This window comes from Halomonas lysinitropha (assembly GCF_902500215.1).
In the GTDB taxonomy this organism is placed as follows: Bacteria; Pseudomonadota; Gammaproteobacteria; order Pseudomonadales; family Halomonadaceae; genus Halomonas; species Halomonas lysinitropha.
Map to the genome: position 1 here is coordinate 54,382 of NZ_CABVOU010000015.1, position 15,191 is coordinate 69,572.

The following is a 15,191-nucleotide window of genomic DNA, read 5'->3' on the forward strand; positions in this document are numbered from 1 at the left end:
ATCGCCGCGCGACCGCGCCACTTGTCGAGCGCTTGCTAGGCTGACTTCACACCCACCCATCACCATTACGATGAACCCTTTGCACAAGCACTCTCCATTGCATCAGCCCCGCTGGTGGGCCTTGCTCGTGATCGGGCTGTGGCTCGGTTTCAGCGTGGCAACCCTGACGCGCCTCCCCACCTGGGGCCTGGTGCCCATTGCCGGGATCTGGTTGCTGCTGGCCCGCTGGAGGCGCTGGGGAGCGCCATCCCCCTCCCGCCCGGTGCGCCCGATCTGGCCCTGGTCGCTGTTCCCGATCGCCCTGTGGGGGCTCTACGTCTACCTCGCCGACAGCTTCGGCATGGTCGATCTCGGCGCCGTGTTCTTCCATCTCCAGGCCGGCATGGAAGAGCATGGCGGCGGTGATCGCATCGGCGCTGCCCTCCTCTATACCCTGAGCATGCTACTACTGCTGGCTTCATTCACCTGGCTGGTGCGTCATGACCATCGCTGGCGCCTGACTGACCGCCTGCTGGCCCTGGCGCTTTTGGCAGGCAACCCCATGCTCTACGGCATCGGTCAGCGCGGTGCCGCCATCGTCACCGAGGATGGCGCCTGGCTGGAGCGCCGGTATGTCGAGCCGGTCATCCTCGAGGCACCTCGCGATCCGCCCAACCTGCTGTTGCTCTACCTGGAGAGTATCGAACGCACCTATGCCGACCGGGATCGCTTCGGAGATGCCTATGCCCACCTGAAAGCCCTGGGCGAGAAGGCCGTGGTCTTCGAGGGGGTTCGCCAGGTCGACAACACCGGCTGGACCATGGCCGGCATGATTGCCAGCCAGTGTGGCACGCCGCTGATGCCAGCCGGCCTGCTGCACGATAGCCAGTTCGAGCCCCTCGGCCATGTGGTGCCGGGCGTCGATTGCCTGGGGGATATGCTAGACGAGCGAGGTTACACCTTGGCCTATATGGGCGGTGCCAGCACCCGTTTCGCCGGCAAGGGGGTCTTCTACCGGGATCACGGGTTTGACAGGATTCTGGGGAGAGAGGAGCTGGAGCCCCGGCTCGAGGACCCCGGCTACGTGAATAGCTGGGGCCTTTACGACGATACCCTCTATGACTTCACCGTCGAGGAAATTCGCCGGCTCGAACAGCAGGACGGCCCTTGGGGGTTGGTCAACCTCAGCATCACCGGCCATGCGCCGAATGGCTATCCGGCTCGCGAATGCCGGCAGCGCCAGGGCGAGTTCGACGGCGTGGACATCCTCTACTCGGTGGAATGCTCGGCCTGGCTGGCCCGCCGGCTGGTGGAGCGGCTCGAGGAAGCAGGCCTGCTGAAGGATACCCTGGTGGTGATCGCCAGTGACCACCTGACCATGCGCGTCTCCGCCTGGGAGCAACTCGTCGCCGGGAAACGGGACAATACCTTCATGCTGCTGGGGCAACAGCTCGAGCCGCGCCGGCTGGACGTCGAAGCCTCGACCATGGATATCCTGCCCACGGTGCTCGAGGCCATGGGCTTCGTCATCGACTGGCATCGTGCCGGGCTGGGGGTGTCACTACTTTCCGGCGAACCGACCCTGGTGGAAGAGCACGGACTGGATACCCTCAACGCGCGCATGCGTGAAGAGACGGCCCTCCAGGAGCGGCTATGGGAAGGACTGGCACCCCTGCAGGGCCCACCGCCCCCTGCCGAACCGGTCGTCGAACAGGTCGTCGAGACTCCCGAGGACCAGGCACCGGAAGTGCCCGAGGAACTGCCCTAGCCGGCCGTCGCCAGCACCGCCTGCAGGATCCGTTCCGGCTTGAGCTGATTCAGGCAGTTGGTATGCCCCAGCGGGCAAGTGCGCTGGAAACAGGGCGAGCAGTCGAGGGCCAGGTAGTGCACCTCGACATTCTCGGTCAACGGCGGTGTATAGCTGGGCGACGAGGAGCCATAGATGGCCTGCACTCGGGTTCCTACCGCGGCCGCCACATGCATCAGCCCTGAATCGTTGGTCACGACCTGCTGGCAGTCACCGAGCAGGTCGACGGCATCCGCCAGCCGCGTCCTGCCGCAAAGATTGTGGGTGTGGGGCAGCGCATCGGCGATCACCTCGCCGGCCTCCACGTCCTTGGGCCCACCGAGCACGCGCACCTCGAATCCCTCCACCACCAGCAATCTCGCCAGTTCCCTAAAATAGGCGAGTGGCCACTGCTTGGCAGGCCCGTATTCTGCCCCCGGCATCAGGCCGATGGCAGGGCGCGACGAGAGCCCCAGGTCGACGCGGCGCTCCACCAGGTTGTCGGTATCCAGGCGTAGCCGGGGCCGGGGAATGGGGAAGTCGCCACGGGCGGCCTCCTCCACCGGCAGGCCCAGGGCCACGAAGCGCTTGACAGTCTGGTCCAGCACCGCCTTGTCGAGACGCCTGCGGTCATTGAGCAGCCACAGACGCTGCTCGCCGGTAAAGCCGGTGCGCAGGGGGACACGCGCCAGGAAAGGCACCAGCGCCGACTTCCAGGAGCGGGGCAGGACGATGGCATGGTCGAAGCGTCCCTGCAGGGAGCGGGCAAGCCGCCGCCGCGTGCCCAGGCCGAACTGCCCATGCCCGACCTCGAGGCTGGCCACCTCATCGACCTCGTCCATCCGCTCGAGGATCGGCCGTGACCAGGCCGGGGCCACCACGGTGATCCGGCTGCCCGGCTGCCTGGCCTTCAAGGTCTTGAAGAGGCTCTGCGCCATGACCATGTCGCCGACCCAGGAAGGCCCCACCACCAGGATGCGAGACTCTCCGGAGGCCGGCTTCTGCGGCACCTCAACCATTCAGCCACTCCAGGTACTCGCGCACCCCCTGGGCCACGGTACGGAACTCGCGATCATAGCCGGCTTCGCGCAGGCGGTTGATGTCGGCTCGCGTATAGCTCTGGTAGCGACCCTTGAGTTCCTCCGGAAAGTCGATGTACTCGATCCTGCCGCGACCGTAGTAATCGACCACGGTCTCGCCGATGGCCTTGAAGGGCTCGGCTCGGCCGGTGCCCAGGTTGAAGATCCCCGAGGCCTCGGGGTGATCCAGGAACCACAGGTTGACGTCCACCACGTCGCCCACATAGATGAAGTCTCGGCTCTGCATGCCGGCCTCATAGCCATCCCAGGCACCGAACAGCCTCACGTTCTGGCCGGCGCTGATCTGGGTATGGTGATGGTAGGCGACACTGGCCATCTTGCCCTTGTGCTGTTCCCGGGGCCCGTAGACGTTGAAGTAGCGGAAACCCACTACCTGACTGGTGAAGTCGTCGTGGCGGACGCGCACGTACTGGTCGAACAGCAGCTTGGAGTAGCCGTAGACGTTGAGCGGCTTCTCGTGTTCCGGGGCCTCGAAGAACACCTCACTGCCCCCGTAGGTGGCTGCCGACGAGGCGTAGAGGAAGGGTATACCCTCGCGCTGGCAGTAGTGCAGCAGCACCTTGGAGTACTCGAAGTTGTTCTCCAGCATGAAGCGCCCATCCCACTCGGTGGTGTCCGAGCAGGCGCCCTCGTGAAAGATGGCCTCGATAGGCGGCAGGTGCGCCGTCTCGCCACTCATCGCTGCCATCACCCGGGCGAGGAAGTCATCCTTGTCGAGGTAGTCGCCGAGTGTGCAGTCGGCCAGGTTCACGAACTTGGTACCGTCGCTGAGGTCGTCTACCACCAGCACGTCGTCGCGGCCGCGGGCATTGAGTGCCTTGACCAGATTCGAGCCGATGAAACCGGCCCCGCCTGTTACTACGATCATGGGAATCCTCTCGTCTCCGGGCCTGCGCCTATAACCGATCTTCCGGTGATTGTATACTTGACGGCTCGTGAATTCATGGCCAACGGTGTTTCCGCAATGACTCTCTCCACACCCTCGTCGCTGCCAGACGTGGCAACCTTCCAGGGCCTTATCCTCGCCCTGCAGCAGTACTGGGCCGAGCAGGGCTGCGTGATCCTCCAGCCCTTGGACATGGAGGTCGGCGCCGGTACCTTCCATCCCGCCACCTTCCTGCGCTCCATCGGCCCCGAGACATGGAACGCCGCCTATGTGCAGCCTTCCCGGCGCCCCACCGATGGTCGCTACGGCGAGAACCCCAACCGCCTGCAGCACTACTACCAGTTCCAGGTGGTGATGAAGCCCTCCCCCGCCGAGTTGCAGGAACTCTACCTGGGGTCCCTCAAGCACCTGGGGCTCGACCCGCTGGTCCATGACATCCGCTTCGTCGAGGACAACTGGGAATCCCCCACCCTCGGCGCCTGGGGGCTGGGCTGGGAGGTCTGGCTCAACGGCATGGAGGTGACCCAGTTCACCTACTTCCAGCAGGCCGGGGGCCTGGAGTGCTACCCGGTCACCGGCGAGCTCACCTACGGCCTCGAGCGGATCGCCATGTACCTGCAGGATGTCGATAGCGTCTACGACCTAGTATGGACGGTAGCCCCGGACGGTAGTCGCGTCACCTACGGCGACGTCTACCTGCAGAACGAACGCGAGCAGTCGGCCTACAACTTCGAGCACGCCGACGTCGACTTCCTCTTCGCCTCCTTCGACCACCAGGAACGCGAGTGCACCAAGCTGCTGGAGGCCAGCCTGCCGCTGCCCGCCTACGAGCAGGTGCTCAAGGCGTCCCACACCTTCAACCTGCTGGATGCCCGCCACGCCATCTCGGTGACCGAACGCCAGCGCTATATCCTGCGCGTGCGCACCATGGCCCGTGACGTGGCCCAGGCCTATTTTGACTCGCGCAAGGCCGCCGGCTTCCCGCTGGCCCCCGAGGCCCTGCGCCACGAACAGCTTGCCGAACAGGGAGATGCTTGATGGCTGCCAATACCCTACTGGTCGAACTGGGCGTCGAGGAGCTACCACCGGGCGCCATCGATGACCTGTCCGACGCCCTCGCCGAGGGCATCCGCCGGGGCCTCGTCGAGGCCGACATCGACCTCGGCGAGGTCCTTGCCCATGGCGGCCCGCGTCGCCTGGCCGTCCAGATACGTGAGCTGGCGGACAAGCAGCCCGACCGCGAGGTCGAGCGCCGTGGCCCGGCCCTGGCCGCCGCCTTCAAGGAAGGCCAACCGACGAAAGCCGCCGAAGGCTTCGCCCGCTCCTGTGGCGTCGGCGTGGACGACCTGATCCACCTGGAGACCGACAAGGGCACCTGGCTCGGTTACCGCGAAAAGCAACAGGGCGAGGCTACCACGGCTCTACTTCCCAGCATCGTCGAGAAGGCCATCGGCTCCCTGCCAGTGCCCAAGAACATGCGCTGGGGTGCCTCACGGGTGGAGTTCTCCCGTCCCGTTCACTGGCTGGTCATGCTCTACGGTGACGCGGTGGTCGAGGCGAGCGCCCTGGGATTGCAGGCAGGCCGCGCCACCCGCGGCCACCGCTTCCATGCGCCGGCCCCCATCGAGCTGGCTCATGCCGAGGACTATCTCGGCGCTCTGGAGCAGGCCTGGGTGCTGGCCGACCGCGACAAGCGCCGCGAGCGCATCCGCGAGCAGGTGCTGGCCGAGGCCGAGGTCCAGGACGCCACGGCCGTGATCGACGAGGCTCTGCTCGTCGAAGTCAGCGGCCTGGTGGAGTGGCCCGTGGCCCTGACCGGCAGTTTCGACGCGCGCTTCCTCGAGGTGCCTGCCGAGTGCCTGATCTCTTCCATGAAGGCCAACCAGAAGTACTTCCACCTGTTGGACCACCAGGGCCAGCTCAAGCCGCTGTTTATCACTATCGCCAACATCGACAGCCATGAGCCGGACCAGGTCATCCAGGGCAACGAGAAGGTGATCCGCCCCCGCCTGGCTGATGCCGCCTTCTTCTACGAGAGCGATCTCCGCCGCCCGCTGGCGGACCGGGCCTCGGAACTGGCCGGCGTGGTCTTCCAGAAGAAGCTCGGCACCCTGGCCGACAAGGCGCATCGCAGCGCTGCCGTGGCGGCCTTCATCGCCGGTCGGATCGACGGTGACGTGGCCCAGGCACGCCGTGCCGCGGAGCTCGGCAAGTGCGACCTGGTCACCGAGATGGTCCTCGAGTTTCCCGAGCTCCAGGGCATCATGGGCCGCTACTATGCCGTCAACGACGGCGAGGCCGCCGAGGTGGCTCAGGCCCTCGAGGAGCAGTACCTGCCCCGCTTCGCCAGTGACTCGATCCCCCAGACACGCACCGGCCTGGCGCTGGCCCTGGCCGATCGCCTCGATACCCTCACCGGCATCTTCGGTATCGGCCAGCGCCCCAGCGGTACCAAGGACCCCTTCGCCCTGCGTCGTGCCGCCATCGGCGTGATCAATATCCTGGTCAAGGGCAAGCTGGCTCTCGACCTGAGGGAGTTGCTTGAACTGGCCGCAGCGCAGCACCAGGAGCTGCCCTATGCCGAGGGGCTGGTGGACGAGGTGCTCACCTACATGCTCGACCGCTTCCGCGCCTGGGCAAGCGACGAGGGCATCGATACCGAGGTCTACCTCGCCGTGCGTGCCCGCCCGGTGACCCAGCCCCTCGACTTCGCGCGTCGTCTGCGCGCCGTCCAGGGCTTCTCTCGCCGCGAGGAAGCCGCGGCCCTGGCTGCCGCCAACAAGCGGGTCTCCAACATCCTCGGCAAGCAGCAGCACGATGGCAGCACCGAGGTGGAAACCCGATTGCTTCAGGAGCCCGCCGAGCAGGCTCTCTACGAGGCCCTGGCATCGCGCCGCCAGGCAGTGATGCCGCTCTTCGCCGAGGCGCGCTACAGCGAGGCACTGGATGCACTCGCCGGCTTGCGCGAGCCGGTGGACACCTTTTTCGACCAGGTCATGGTCATGGCCGAGGAGCCCGCCGTGCGCCGCAACCGCCTAGCCCTGCTTGCCGGCCTCCAGGCCCTCTTCCTGGAAGTGGCGGATATCGCCCTGCTGCAGCAGTAGGGCGCCCTGGGGTGACACCCCAAGGCCGGCGAGCAATCGCTGGCCTTTTTCATTCACGGCACCGCTTGTTCCACGTGAAACATCACAGGCACTCATGGTGCCGTTTGTCGGCTTGGCAGGAGATGTTCCACGTGAAACACTCTGGAACAACAAACATGCTCCCAAGGAGCCCTCCACCATGACCGCAGCTGAGCGGCTCGTGATCCTCGACCGCGATGGCGTCATCAACCGCGACTCCGACGACTACGTGAAATCCCTTTCCGAATGGATCCCCTACCCTGCCGCCATCGGGGCCATCGCACGGCTCAACCGTGCCGGCTGGACGGTAGCCGTCGCCACCAACCAGTCAGGCATCTCCCGTGGCTACTATGGCGAGGAGGTTCTGGAGGCTATGCATGAACGCCTCCGCCAGCTGGTTCGGGAAGCCGGCGGGGAAATCGCCCATATCGCCTTCTGTCCCCATGGACCGGATGACGACTGTGATTGCCGCAAGCCCTTGCCTGGCATGCTGGAAGAGATTCGAAGAGTACTGGTGCTGAACAGCCTCAAAGGGAGTTGGATGGTCGGCGACAGCCTTCGCGACCTGCAGGCCGGAGAGCCGATGGGGTGCCGGCCTGTGCTGGTTCGCACCGGCAAGGGGCATCGGACGGAGGAGAAGGGGGAAGGGCTCGAAGGTGTGATGGTCTTCGATGATCTCGCTGGTTTCGTCGATTGGCTGCTGGCTAGAAAAGGGAACAAGGAGCCAGACCTGCCAAGCGAGTCGTCGGGTCGCTGATACGACAAGCCCGGCCATTCAGGCCGGCCTTGTCGTTCTTGCTCTTCAGGCAGTGCGATGTTTCACGTGGAACATCGCTAGAACGAGCGTCAGATATCCAGATTCGCCACCAGGGCATAACGTTCGATAAAGTCGCGCCTGGGCTCGACCTCGTCTCCCATCAGGGTATTGAACATCATGTCGGCAGCGACCGCATCTTCGATGGAGACACGCAGCATGCGACGGGTATCGGGATTCATCGTCGTTTCCCAGAGTTGATCCGGGTTCATCTCGCCCAGCCCCTTGTAGCGCTGGATGGAGAGGCCGCGCTGTGCTTCGGCCATCAGCCACTCCAGGGCATCATAGAAGTTTGCGACAGACTTGTTTCGCTCTCCACGGGCCACATAGCTGCCTGTTTCCAGCAGGCCGTCCAGGGTCTCGCCAAGGCTTGCCATGGCGCGGTAGTCGGCACTGGTAAAGAATTCCATTCCCCAAACATAGTCCGTGGTAACGCCATGCGCGGTCAGCGACACCGCCGGCAGGAAAACGCCACGCTCATTTTCTTCCTCGAGGCGGAAGGTATAGCGGGGACCACCCTCGTAGGAAACCAGAGCATCCATCTCTCCCTGCAGATATTCGATCCAATTCTGCATGGTGACACGATCACGCAAACTCTGTTCGCCATCGAGATGCGCCGCGTGAACGATCTTGCGCAACACCACATTCGGGTAGACGCGCGACAAACGATCGATACGCTTCATCACATCGCGGTATTGGTTGACGAGAGCTTCCAGCTGAGCACCGGCGATACCAGGAGCATCCGCATTGACATGCAATCGCGCTCCATCAAGGGCCGTCGTCGTCAGGTAGTCGATCATCGCCTGCTCATCCTTGAGATAGAGCTCCTGCTTGCCGCGTTTGATCTTGTACAGGGGCGGCTGGGCGATAAACACATGGCCTCGCTCGATCAGCTGCGACATCTGGCGGAAGAAAAAGGTCAGCAGCAGCGTCCGGATGTGAGAGCCGTCCACATCGGCATCGGTCATGATGATGATGGAATGGTATCGCAACTTGTCGGGATCGAATTCTTCCCGACCGATACCACAGCCTAGTGCCGTGATCAGGGTACCGACCTCGGCTGACGAGAGCATCTTGTCGAAGCGCGCCTTCTCGACGTTAAGGATCTTGCCCTTGAGCGGCAGAATCGCCTGGGTTCGGCGGTCCCGCCCCTGCTTGGCACTTCCGCCGGCCGAATCACCCTCGACGAGGAAGAGCTCAGAGAGACTGGGGTCCTTCTCTTGACAATCGGCTAATTTACCGGGAAGGCCCGCAATATCCAGGGCTCCCTTGCGGCGCGTCATGTCACGCGCCTTTCGCGCTGCCTCACGGGCCCGGGCCGCATCCAGCATCTTGTTGACAATGGCCTTGGCTTCATTAGGCTTCTCGACCAGATACTCGGAGAAAAGCCGGCCCATCTCCTGCTCTACCGCAGTCTTGACCTCGGAAGAGACCAACTTGTCCTTGGTCTGAGCCGAAAATTTAGGATCTGGAACTTTTACTGAAATGATCGCGGTCAGCCCCTCACGGGCATCATCGCCGGAGGTGCTGACCTTGGCCTTCTTGAGGAGTCCCTCGACCTCAATGTAGTGATTCAGCGAGCGAGTAAGGGCCGCGCGGAAACCGGCCAAATGGGTACCGCCATCACGCTGAGGAATGTTATTGGTGTAGCAGAAAATGTTCTCGGAAAAGGTATCATTCCACTGCATCGCCACTTCCACACCGACGCCATCCTCACGTTCGGCATTGAAATGGAACACCGGATTGAGCACGGTCTTGTTGGTGTTCAAGTGGTTGACGAAGGCCTTGAGTCCACCCTCGTAGTGGAACAGCTCCTCCTTGCCGCTGCGTTCATCCAGCAATCGAATGGCCACGCCGGAGTTGAGGAAGGAAAGCTCCCTCAGCCGCTTGGCGAGGATGTCGTAGTGGAACTCGATATTATGGAAGGTCTCGGTCGAAGGCCGGAAGTGTACACGCGTTCCGCTCTTCTCCGTCTTGCCTACCACCGCCAACGGGGCGTCGGGAACGCCATGGTGGTAAATCTGCTCATATACCTGTCCCGCTCGCCAGATCGTCAGCTTCAATTCTTCGGACAGGGCATTGACAACGGAGACCCCGACGCCGTGCAAACCACCTGATACCTTGTAGGAGTTGTCATCAAACTTTCCGCCGGCATGCAGCACTGTCATGATCACTTCGGCGGCCGACACACCCTCCCCTTCGTGAAGGTCCGTCGGAACACCCCGACCGTTGTCGGTTACCGTAATCGTTTCATCCGGATGGATGACGACTCTGATTTCGCTGCAGTGCCCGGCCAAGGCTTCATCGATGGAATTGTCCACCAGTTCGAACACCATATGGTGCAGGCCCGTCCCGTCATCGGTATCCCCGATGTACATGCCTGGCCGCTTGCGTACGGCATCCAGCCCCTTGAGGACCTTGATGCTCGATGAGTCGTAAGCCTGTTCGCTCATTGACTGCTCCGTCATGAAGTCTGTCTGTCCATTGGCTGCAGCTGCCCCTGCCCCGATTCGGAATGTTTCACGTGGAACATCGCTACCTGGGTGTCGGACTGCCAGAGATCCGCTAGAGCATGGGGATCGACGCTGGTGATGAACACCTGGCAGCGCATACGCTCTAGCCATCCGCAGAAGACCCGTCGATGTTCGATATCCAGCTCAGCAGGCAGGTCGTCGATCAGGTAGATGCAGGTGCGGCCGGTCATTTGCTCGAGAAGGCGCCCCTGAGCCAGTTTGAGGGCGCTTACCACCAACTTCTGCTGGCCGCGTGAGAGCACTTCCACCGCAGGGCGCTTACCGAGACGAATACTCAACTCCGCCCGCTGCGGTCCCTGTTGGGTAAATCCCATCTGGCGATCGGTGTCGCGTCCGCGGCGCAGGATATCCCCCAGCTCACGCTTGCGGTCCCAGCCACGCGAATAGCGCACTGAAAGCCCGGGCAGTGCAATCAACGCAGCCAGCGTGTCTTCGAACACCGGCAGGAACAGTTCGACCCAGTCTCGGCGCATAGCATCCAGCCGGTCGCTCCAGTGCACCAGCTCTTGTTCCCAGGCATCCAGGGAAGCATCCGACATTCTATCATGTCTGAGAAGGGCATTCCGATGTTTCAGGGATCGCCGGAAACGCCGCCAGATATCGAGAAAGTCATGTTTCACGTGAAACACGCCCCAGTCGAGAAACTCGCGCCGACCGGTCGGAGGACCCTCCAATAGGCGGAAGGCATCAGGATTGATCAACTGAAGCGGCAAGGTCTCCACCAGATGGGAGACACGATGAAGAGGCTCGCCCGAAAGGCGCATCTCCATCTCGCCGCCCTCGCGATGACGACGTATCCCGATAGTCGCCGACGGGTCCCCGGCCAGTCGGCCGTACAGTGTCATCGCCTCGATGTCGTGGGAGATGACCTGGCGTAGCTGGCGAGCACGAAAGGAACGCCCCATGCCGAGGACATGAATACCTTCCAGCAGGCTGGTCTTTCCGCTGCCGTTGGAGCCGGTGAAGAGATTGATGTGCGGGCCCGGGGTCAGCTCCACGTGCTGCAGATTGCGCAGGCCGTGAAAAGCGAGGCGTTCGAGAGGCATCAGGCAGGATCGACCTCGACGGAGACGGCATCCACCACAGGCACCGTCTGCCGTCGCTTCAGAGGCGCATCGGCATGACAACGTACATGGCGTCCCCGCCGCCGGGCTCTTCCATCAGCGCACTGCTGTTGGGATCGGCGAAGGTCATCTGCACACGATCATCGTCCAGTACACCGAGCACATCGACGAGATAGCCAACATTGAAGCCGATTTCCATGCCCGGCCCGCTGTACTCGATGGCGACGCTCTCTTCGGCCTCTTCCTGTTCGGGATTGTTGGCCATCACACGCAGACTTCCCTCCTCGAGATTGAGGCGCACGCCACGGTACTTCTCGTTGGAGAGAATAGCGGTGCGGGACAGCACCTGGCGTAACTCGGCACGGTCGGCGATGAGGACCTTGTCACCGCCACGCGGAACGACCCTCTCGTAGTCGGGGAACTTGCCATCCACCAGCTTGGAGGTGAAGGTGAAGTCACCGGTATGGGCCCGCACATGGCTGGCACCAAGGGTCAGACTCACCGGCTCCTCACCGTCATCTAGCAGGCGAACCAATTCCAGGACCCCCTTGCGCGGGACGATCAGCTTCTGGGACGGCTCTACCTGAATCTCGACCGGGCGCGAGCACACGGCCAGGCGATGGCCATCGGTGGCCACGGTGCGCACCAGGTTGTTGCCGAGCTCGAGCAGCATGCCATTGAGATAGTAGCGGACATCCTGTTGAGCCATGGCGAAGGAGGTCGCATCGATCAGGTGCTTGAGGGTGCCACGCGGCAGGCTGAGTTCCACATTGCTTCGCTCCTGCTCGATGTTGGGGAACTCGGCCACCGGCAGGGTCGATAGGGTGAAGCGCGAGCGACCACTGCGCAGTACGGCTCGCCCCTCCTCGAGGGATAACTGTATCTCGGACTGATCGGGCAACGACTTGCAGATATCCATGAGCTTGCGGGCCGGCACGGTAGCCGAACCAGTCTCTTCCACCACGTTAGCGGCGGTGCGGCCGATCAGCTCGACCTCGAGATCGGTACCGGTGAGGGACACCTGATCCTGGTCGACCTGAATCAGCACGTTGGAGAGTACCGGCAGGGTCTGACGTCGCTCCACCACGCCAGCCACCAGCGTCAGCGGGCGCAGCAGCGCTTCTCGGGAGATGGAAAATTTCATGTCGGCTCCACTACTTGTCCTGGAGAGATTAAGGCCGGCGACCCGACCGCTGGTGTTCCGTTCAGCTGGTCAACAGCCGCAGCAGATTCTTGTAGTCCTCTCGGATGTCCGAGCTTTCCTCCTGCAATGACTTCACCTTGCGGCAGGCATGCAGCACCGTGGTGTGATCTCGGCCACCGAAGGCATCGCCGATCTCCGGCAGGCTATGGTTGGTCAGCTCCTTGGCCAGGGCCATGGCGACCTGGCGAGGGCGAGCGACCGACCGCGAACGACGCTTGGAGAGCAAATCGGAGAGCTTGATCTTGTAATACTCGGCCACGGTGCGCTGGATGTTGTCCACGCCGACCTGCTTGTCCTGAAGCGCCAGCAGGTCCTTGAGGGATTCTCGGATGAAGTCCTGGGTAATGGTCTTGCCCATGAAGTGAGAATCGGCGATCACCTTCTTCAGGGCGCCTTCGAGTTCACGCACATTGGAGCGGATCTTCTGGGCAATAAAGAAAGCGGCATCGTGGGGGAGATCGACCTTGGCCTGATCGGCCTTCTTCATCAGGATCGCCACCCGAGTCTCAAGCTCCGGTGGCTCGATGGCCACCGTCAGCCCCCATCCGAAACGGGACTTCAGCCGTTCCTCTACTCCACTGATTTCCTTGGGATACCGGTCAGACGTCAGGATCATCTGCTGGCCACCCTCGAGCAGCGCATTGAAGGTGTGGAAGAACTCCTCCTGGGAGCGTTCCTTGCCGGCGAAAAACTGGATGTCATCGATCAGCAGAGCATCGACGCTGCGATAGAAACGCTTGAAGTCGTTGATGGCATTGAGTTGCAGCGCCTTGACCATGTCGGCCACGAAGCGCTCGGAATGCAGGTAGACCACCTGTGCATTCTCGCGTCGCGTCGCCAGGGCATTGCCGACGGCATGCATAAGGTGGGTCTTGCCGAGGCCGACCCCGCCATAGAGAAACAGCGGATTATAGGCGCCACCGGGATTCTCGGATACCTGACGTGACGCGGCCCTGGCCAGCTGGTTGGACTTGCCTTCAACGAAGGTCTCAAAGGTAAAGTTGGGATTGAGGCCACTGTTGTGCTTCAGGCTACCCTCAACCTGCACCTGACGCTCGCCACCGCGTCGCTGGCCACTCTTCTCCTCGCGCAACTGATCGATCTCGCGCTCGTCCCCCACCTCCACCCGCGGGGAGACTTGAACCGCCGGTGCGGCGGGAGTACGCCCCGCCGAAACGGGATTGCCCAACTCACGAGGCTGAGGGTTGGGCGCTGCGCGCCGACTGCCGACGGTCAGCACCACCTTCGGCGGCTTGGCGGGCGAGAGCTCACGCATCAGTTCGCTGATCCGCTTGGCATACTTGTCGCTTACCCAGTCCCGCACGAAGCGGTTCGGCGCCAGCAGGCGCAACTGGTTGGACTCCCCTTCCTCCGCCTGCAGCGGACGGATCCAGGTATTGAACTGCTGGGAATTCAGTTCATCCTGCAGGGTATCCAGACATTGTTGCCAGAGAGCCAGTGACACGCGACCTCACCATTGCATTGAAAACGACCGCCTATTGTATCGTTCAGGCAGCATGTTATCCACATGCCTCACGGCGCGTACCGTGCTGTGGAAAACCTATCTGCGATCCTCAGCGACTCCGACGCAGGAACATCCGGAAGCCACGAATTCGCCCTGACCTGTCACTAGCCGAGCAGAGTTGTCCCCCTGACATCCCCACCTTATCCACAGATAAAAAAATTTCCCTTCTCGCTGATATTAAACGTATATAGCATGTTATCCACAAATATTATCCCCCATAGTGATAACAAGGTCACACTTTATATGAATGCTCTTCTGGAGCGCCAGACCCCGGGCAACCCGTTCCCCAACCCTGCTTATGGCATAGGGAAGCAAGGAAGAATTGCACCGCGGGGCTGAAATCACTACAATTTCCGGTCTTGAACCGAATACCCCCGGGTCCGCCAGCGGTATCCGGATACCTTCGAATGATCGATTCGTTCCGAAAACCACGTGGGAATAACGAGTTATGAAACGCACTTTTCAACCCAGCGTCCTCAAGCGCAAGCGCATGCATGGTTTCCGTGCGCGCATGGCCACCAAGAATGGTCGTGCCGTACTGGCCCGTCGTCGTGCCAAGGGTCGCAAGCGCCTGAGCGCCTGAACGCGGCCCTCGCGTGTCACGTCAGGGCTTTCCCCGGCAGTTGCGACTGCTGACCGCCGGGGATTATCGACATGTCTTCGAAACGGCTGCATTCAAGGTCCACGGCAAAGGGCTGATGGCCCTGGCCTCTCCCAACGCACGAGGCTATCCGCGGCTCGGCCTGATCTTCAGCAAGAAGAATGTCCGTAGGGCCGTGGACCGAAACCGCCTCAAGCGCATCGTGCGCGAATCCATCCGGCTTCAGCAGCATCGCCTGCCCTCGGTGGATATCGTGGTGCTGGCAAGACGAGGAGTCCATGAACTGGACAATGCCACCGTGCATCGTCAACTCCACGGGATGTGGCGGCGACTGGAGAGAGAAGCACAAAAGTCGCCCCTTGGGGCAGACTTGTCCAGCCAGGAGACCGGTGAAGCAGGCCACGAACGATGACAGGTACCCCAGCGTGCCCGTTTATCCCGGAGCCTGCATGAACATCGTTACTGCCATCTTCGCTGCAATCCTCCACGCTGATGCATCGAATGCAGCCAGCCTGCGTGCATTATCTAGCCTGCCTCCGGCAGGCTTTCGTGTATCTCGGGTGTGCGACCTGCGTT

At 62.3% G+C, this 15,191-nt stretch carries 12 protein-coding genes; 6 read left to right on the forward strand and 6 right to left on the reverse strand.

Annotated elements, in window-relative coordinates:
- The first annotated feature begins 70 nt into the window (after positions 1 to 70).
- Positions 71 to 1,747 carry a sulfatase-like hydrolase/transferase gene (locus HALO32_RS01345; RefSeq protein WP_151441991.1) on the forward strand — a complete coding sequence of 559 codons (1,677 nt, stop codon included), beginning with the start codon at positions 71 to 73 and terminating at the stop codon, positions 1,745 to 1,747.
- Here the strand turns inward: HALO32_RS01345 and waaF are convergent.
- Positions 1,744 to 2,784 carry a lipopolysaccharide heptosyltransferase II gene (waaF, locus tag HALO32_RS01350; RefSeq protein ID WP_151441992.1) on the reverse strand — a complete coding sequence of 347 codons (1,041 nt, stop codon included), beginning with the start codon at positions 2,782 to 2,784 and terminating at the stop codon, positions 1,744 to 1,746. The genes HALO32_RS01345 and waaF overlap by 4 nt on opposite strands.
- On the reverse strand, positions 2,777 to 3,733 hold the full coding sequence (rfaD, locus tag HALO32_RS01355; protein WP_151441993.1) for an ADP-glyceromanno-heptose 6-epimerase: 957 nt from the start codon (positions 3,731 to 3,733) through the stop codon (positions 2,777 to 2,779). The genes waaF and rfaD overlap by 8 nt, the downstream gene beginning before the upstream one ends.
- Before the next feature lie 96 nt (positions 3,734 to 3,829).
- On the opposite strand from rfaD, the gene glyQ reads away from it, so the two are divergent.
- The 3 genes from glyQ to gmhB all read left to right on the forward strand — a co-directional run bounded on the left by glyQ (position 3,830) and on the right by gmhB (position 7,630).
- Positions 3,830 to 4,789: a glycine--tRNA ligase subunit alpha gene (gene glyQ / locus HALO32_RS01360; RefSeq protein ID WP_151441994.1), complete on the forward strand. Its 960-nt coding sequence runs from the start codon at positions 3,830 to 3,832 to the stop codon at positions 4,787 to 4,789.
- The gene (gene glyS / locus HALO32_RS01365; RefSeq protein ID WP_151441995.1) at positions 4,789 to 6,855 is read left to right on the forward strand and encodes a glycine--tRNA ligase subunit beta; all 2,067 of its coding nucleotides are present in this window, start codon (positions 4,789 to 4,791) and stop codon (positions 6,853 to 6,855) included. The genes glyQ and glyS overlap by 1 nt, the downstream gene beginning before the upstream one ends.
- A 178-nt stretch (positions 6,856 to 7,033) precedes the next feature.
- Positions 7,034 to 7,630 (forward strand): D-glycero-beta-D-manno-heptose 1,7-bisphosphate 7-phosphatase, encoded by a 597-nt coding sequence (gene gmhB / locus HALO32_RS01370; RefSeq protein ID WP_151441996.1) that lies wholly within the window; start codon positions 7,034 to 7,036, stop codon positions 7,628 to 7,630.
- An 89-nt stretch (positions 7,631 to 7,719) separates the two neighbouring features.
- On the opposite strand, the gene gyrB is transcribed toward gmhB, so the two are convergent.
- From gyrB to dnaA, 4 genes are all read right to left on the reverse strand, one after another.
- Positions 7,720 to 10,140, reverse strand: coding sequence for a DNA topoisomerase (ATP-hydrolyzing) subunit B (gene gyrB, locus HALO32_RS01375; RefSeq protein WP_151441997.1), 2,421 nt, complete (start codon positions 10,138 to 10,140; stop codon positions 7,720 to 7,722).
- Between the two features lie 11 nt (positions 10,141 to 10,151).
- Positions 10,152 to 11,267, reverse strand: a complete 1,116-nt coding sequence (gene recF / locus HALO32_RS01380; protein ID WP_151441998.1) for a DNA replication/repair protein RecF — start codon at positions 11,265 to 11,267, stop codon at positions 10,152 to 10,154.
- Between the two features lie 58 nt (positions 11,268 to 11,325).
- Complete coding sequence (gene dnaN / locus HALO32_RS01385) at positions 11,326 to 12,429, reverse strand: DNA polymerase III subunit beta (protein WP_151441999.1); 1,104 nt, start codon at positions 12,427 to 12,429, stop codon at positions 11,326 to 11,328.
- A gap of 61 nt (positions 12,430 to 12,490) precedes the next feature.
- A complete protein-coding gene (gene dnaA, locus HALO32_RS01390) occupies positions 12,491 to 13,954 on the reverse strand; it encodes a chromosomal replication initiator protein DnaA (RefSeq protein ID WP_151442000.1) in 1,464 nt (487 codons plus the stop codon).
- Between the two features lie 508 nt (positions 13,955 to 14,462).
- On the opposite strand from dnaA, the gene rpmH reads away from it, so the two are divergent.
- Together rpmH and rnpA are read left to right on the forward strand one after the other, a co-directional pair.
- Complete coding sequence (rpmH, locus tag HALO32_RS01395; RefSeq protein ID WP_027960517.1) at positions 14,463 to 14,597, forward strand: 50S ribosomal protein L34; 135 nt, start codon at positions 14,463 to 14,465, stop codon at positions 14,595 to 14,597.
- 13 nt (positions 14,598 to 14,610) lie between these two features.
- On the forward strand, positions 14,611 to 15,027 hold the full coding sequence (gene rnpA / locus HALO32_RS01400) for a ribonuclease P protein component (RefSeq protein ID WP_151442001.1): 417 nt from the start codon (positions 14,611 to 14,613) through the stop codon (positions 15,025 to 15,027).
- Positions 15,028 to 15,191 lie beyond the last annotated feature (164 nt).

Coding starts and splice junctions, on each gene's coding strand:
- HALO32_RS01345 (WP_151441991.1), top strand. CDS start 71: ATGAACCCTTTGCACAAGCACTCTCCATTGCATCAGCCCCGCTGGTGG.
- glyS (WP_151441995.1), top strand. CDS start 4,789: ATGGCTGCCAATACCCTACTGGTCGAACTGGGCGTCGAGGAGCTACCA.
- dnaN (WP_151441999.1), bottom strand. CDS start 12,429: ATGAAATTTTCCATCTCCCGAGAAGCGCTGCTGCGCCCGCTGACGCTG.
- rfaD (WP_151441993.1), bottom strand. CDS start 3,733: ATGATCGTAGTAACAGGCGGGGCCGGTTTCATCGGCTCGAATCTGGTC.
- rpmH (WP_027960517.1), top strand. CDS start 14,463: ATGAAACGCACTTTTCAACCCAGCGTCCTCAAGCGCAAGCGCATGCAT.
- waaF (WP_151441992.1), bottom strand. CDS start 2,784: ATGGTTGAGGTGCCGCAGAAGCCGGCCTCCGGAGAGTCTCGCATCCTG.
- gmhB (WP_151441996.1), top strand. CDS start 7,034: ATGACCGCAGCTGAGCGGCTCGTGATCCTCGACCGCGATGGCGTCATC.
- glyQ (WP_151441994.1), top strand. CDS start 3,830: ATGACTCTCTCCACACCCTCGTCGCTGCCAGACGTGGCAACCTTCCAG.
- gyrB (WP_151441997.1), bottom strand. CDS start 10,140: ATGAGCGAACAGGCTTACGACTCATCGAGCATCAAGGTCCTCAAGGGG.
- recF (WP_151441998.1), bottom strand. CDS start 11,267: ATGCCTCTCGAACGCCTCGCTTTTCACGGCCTGCGCAATCTGCAGCAC.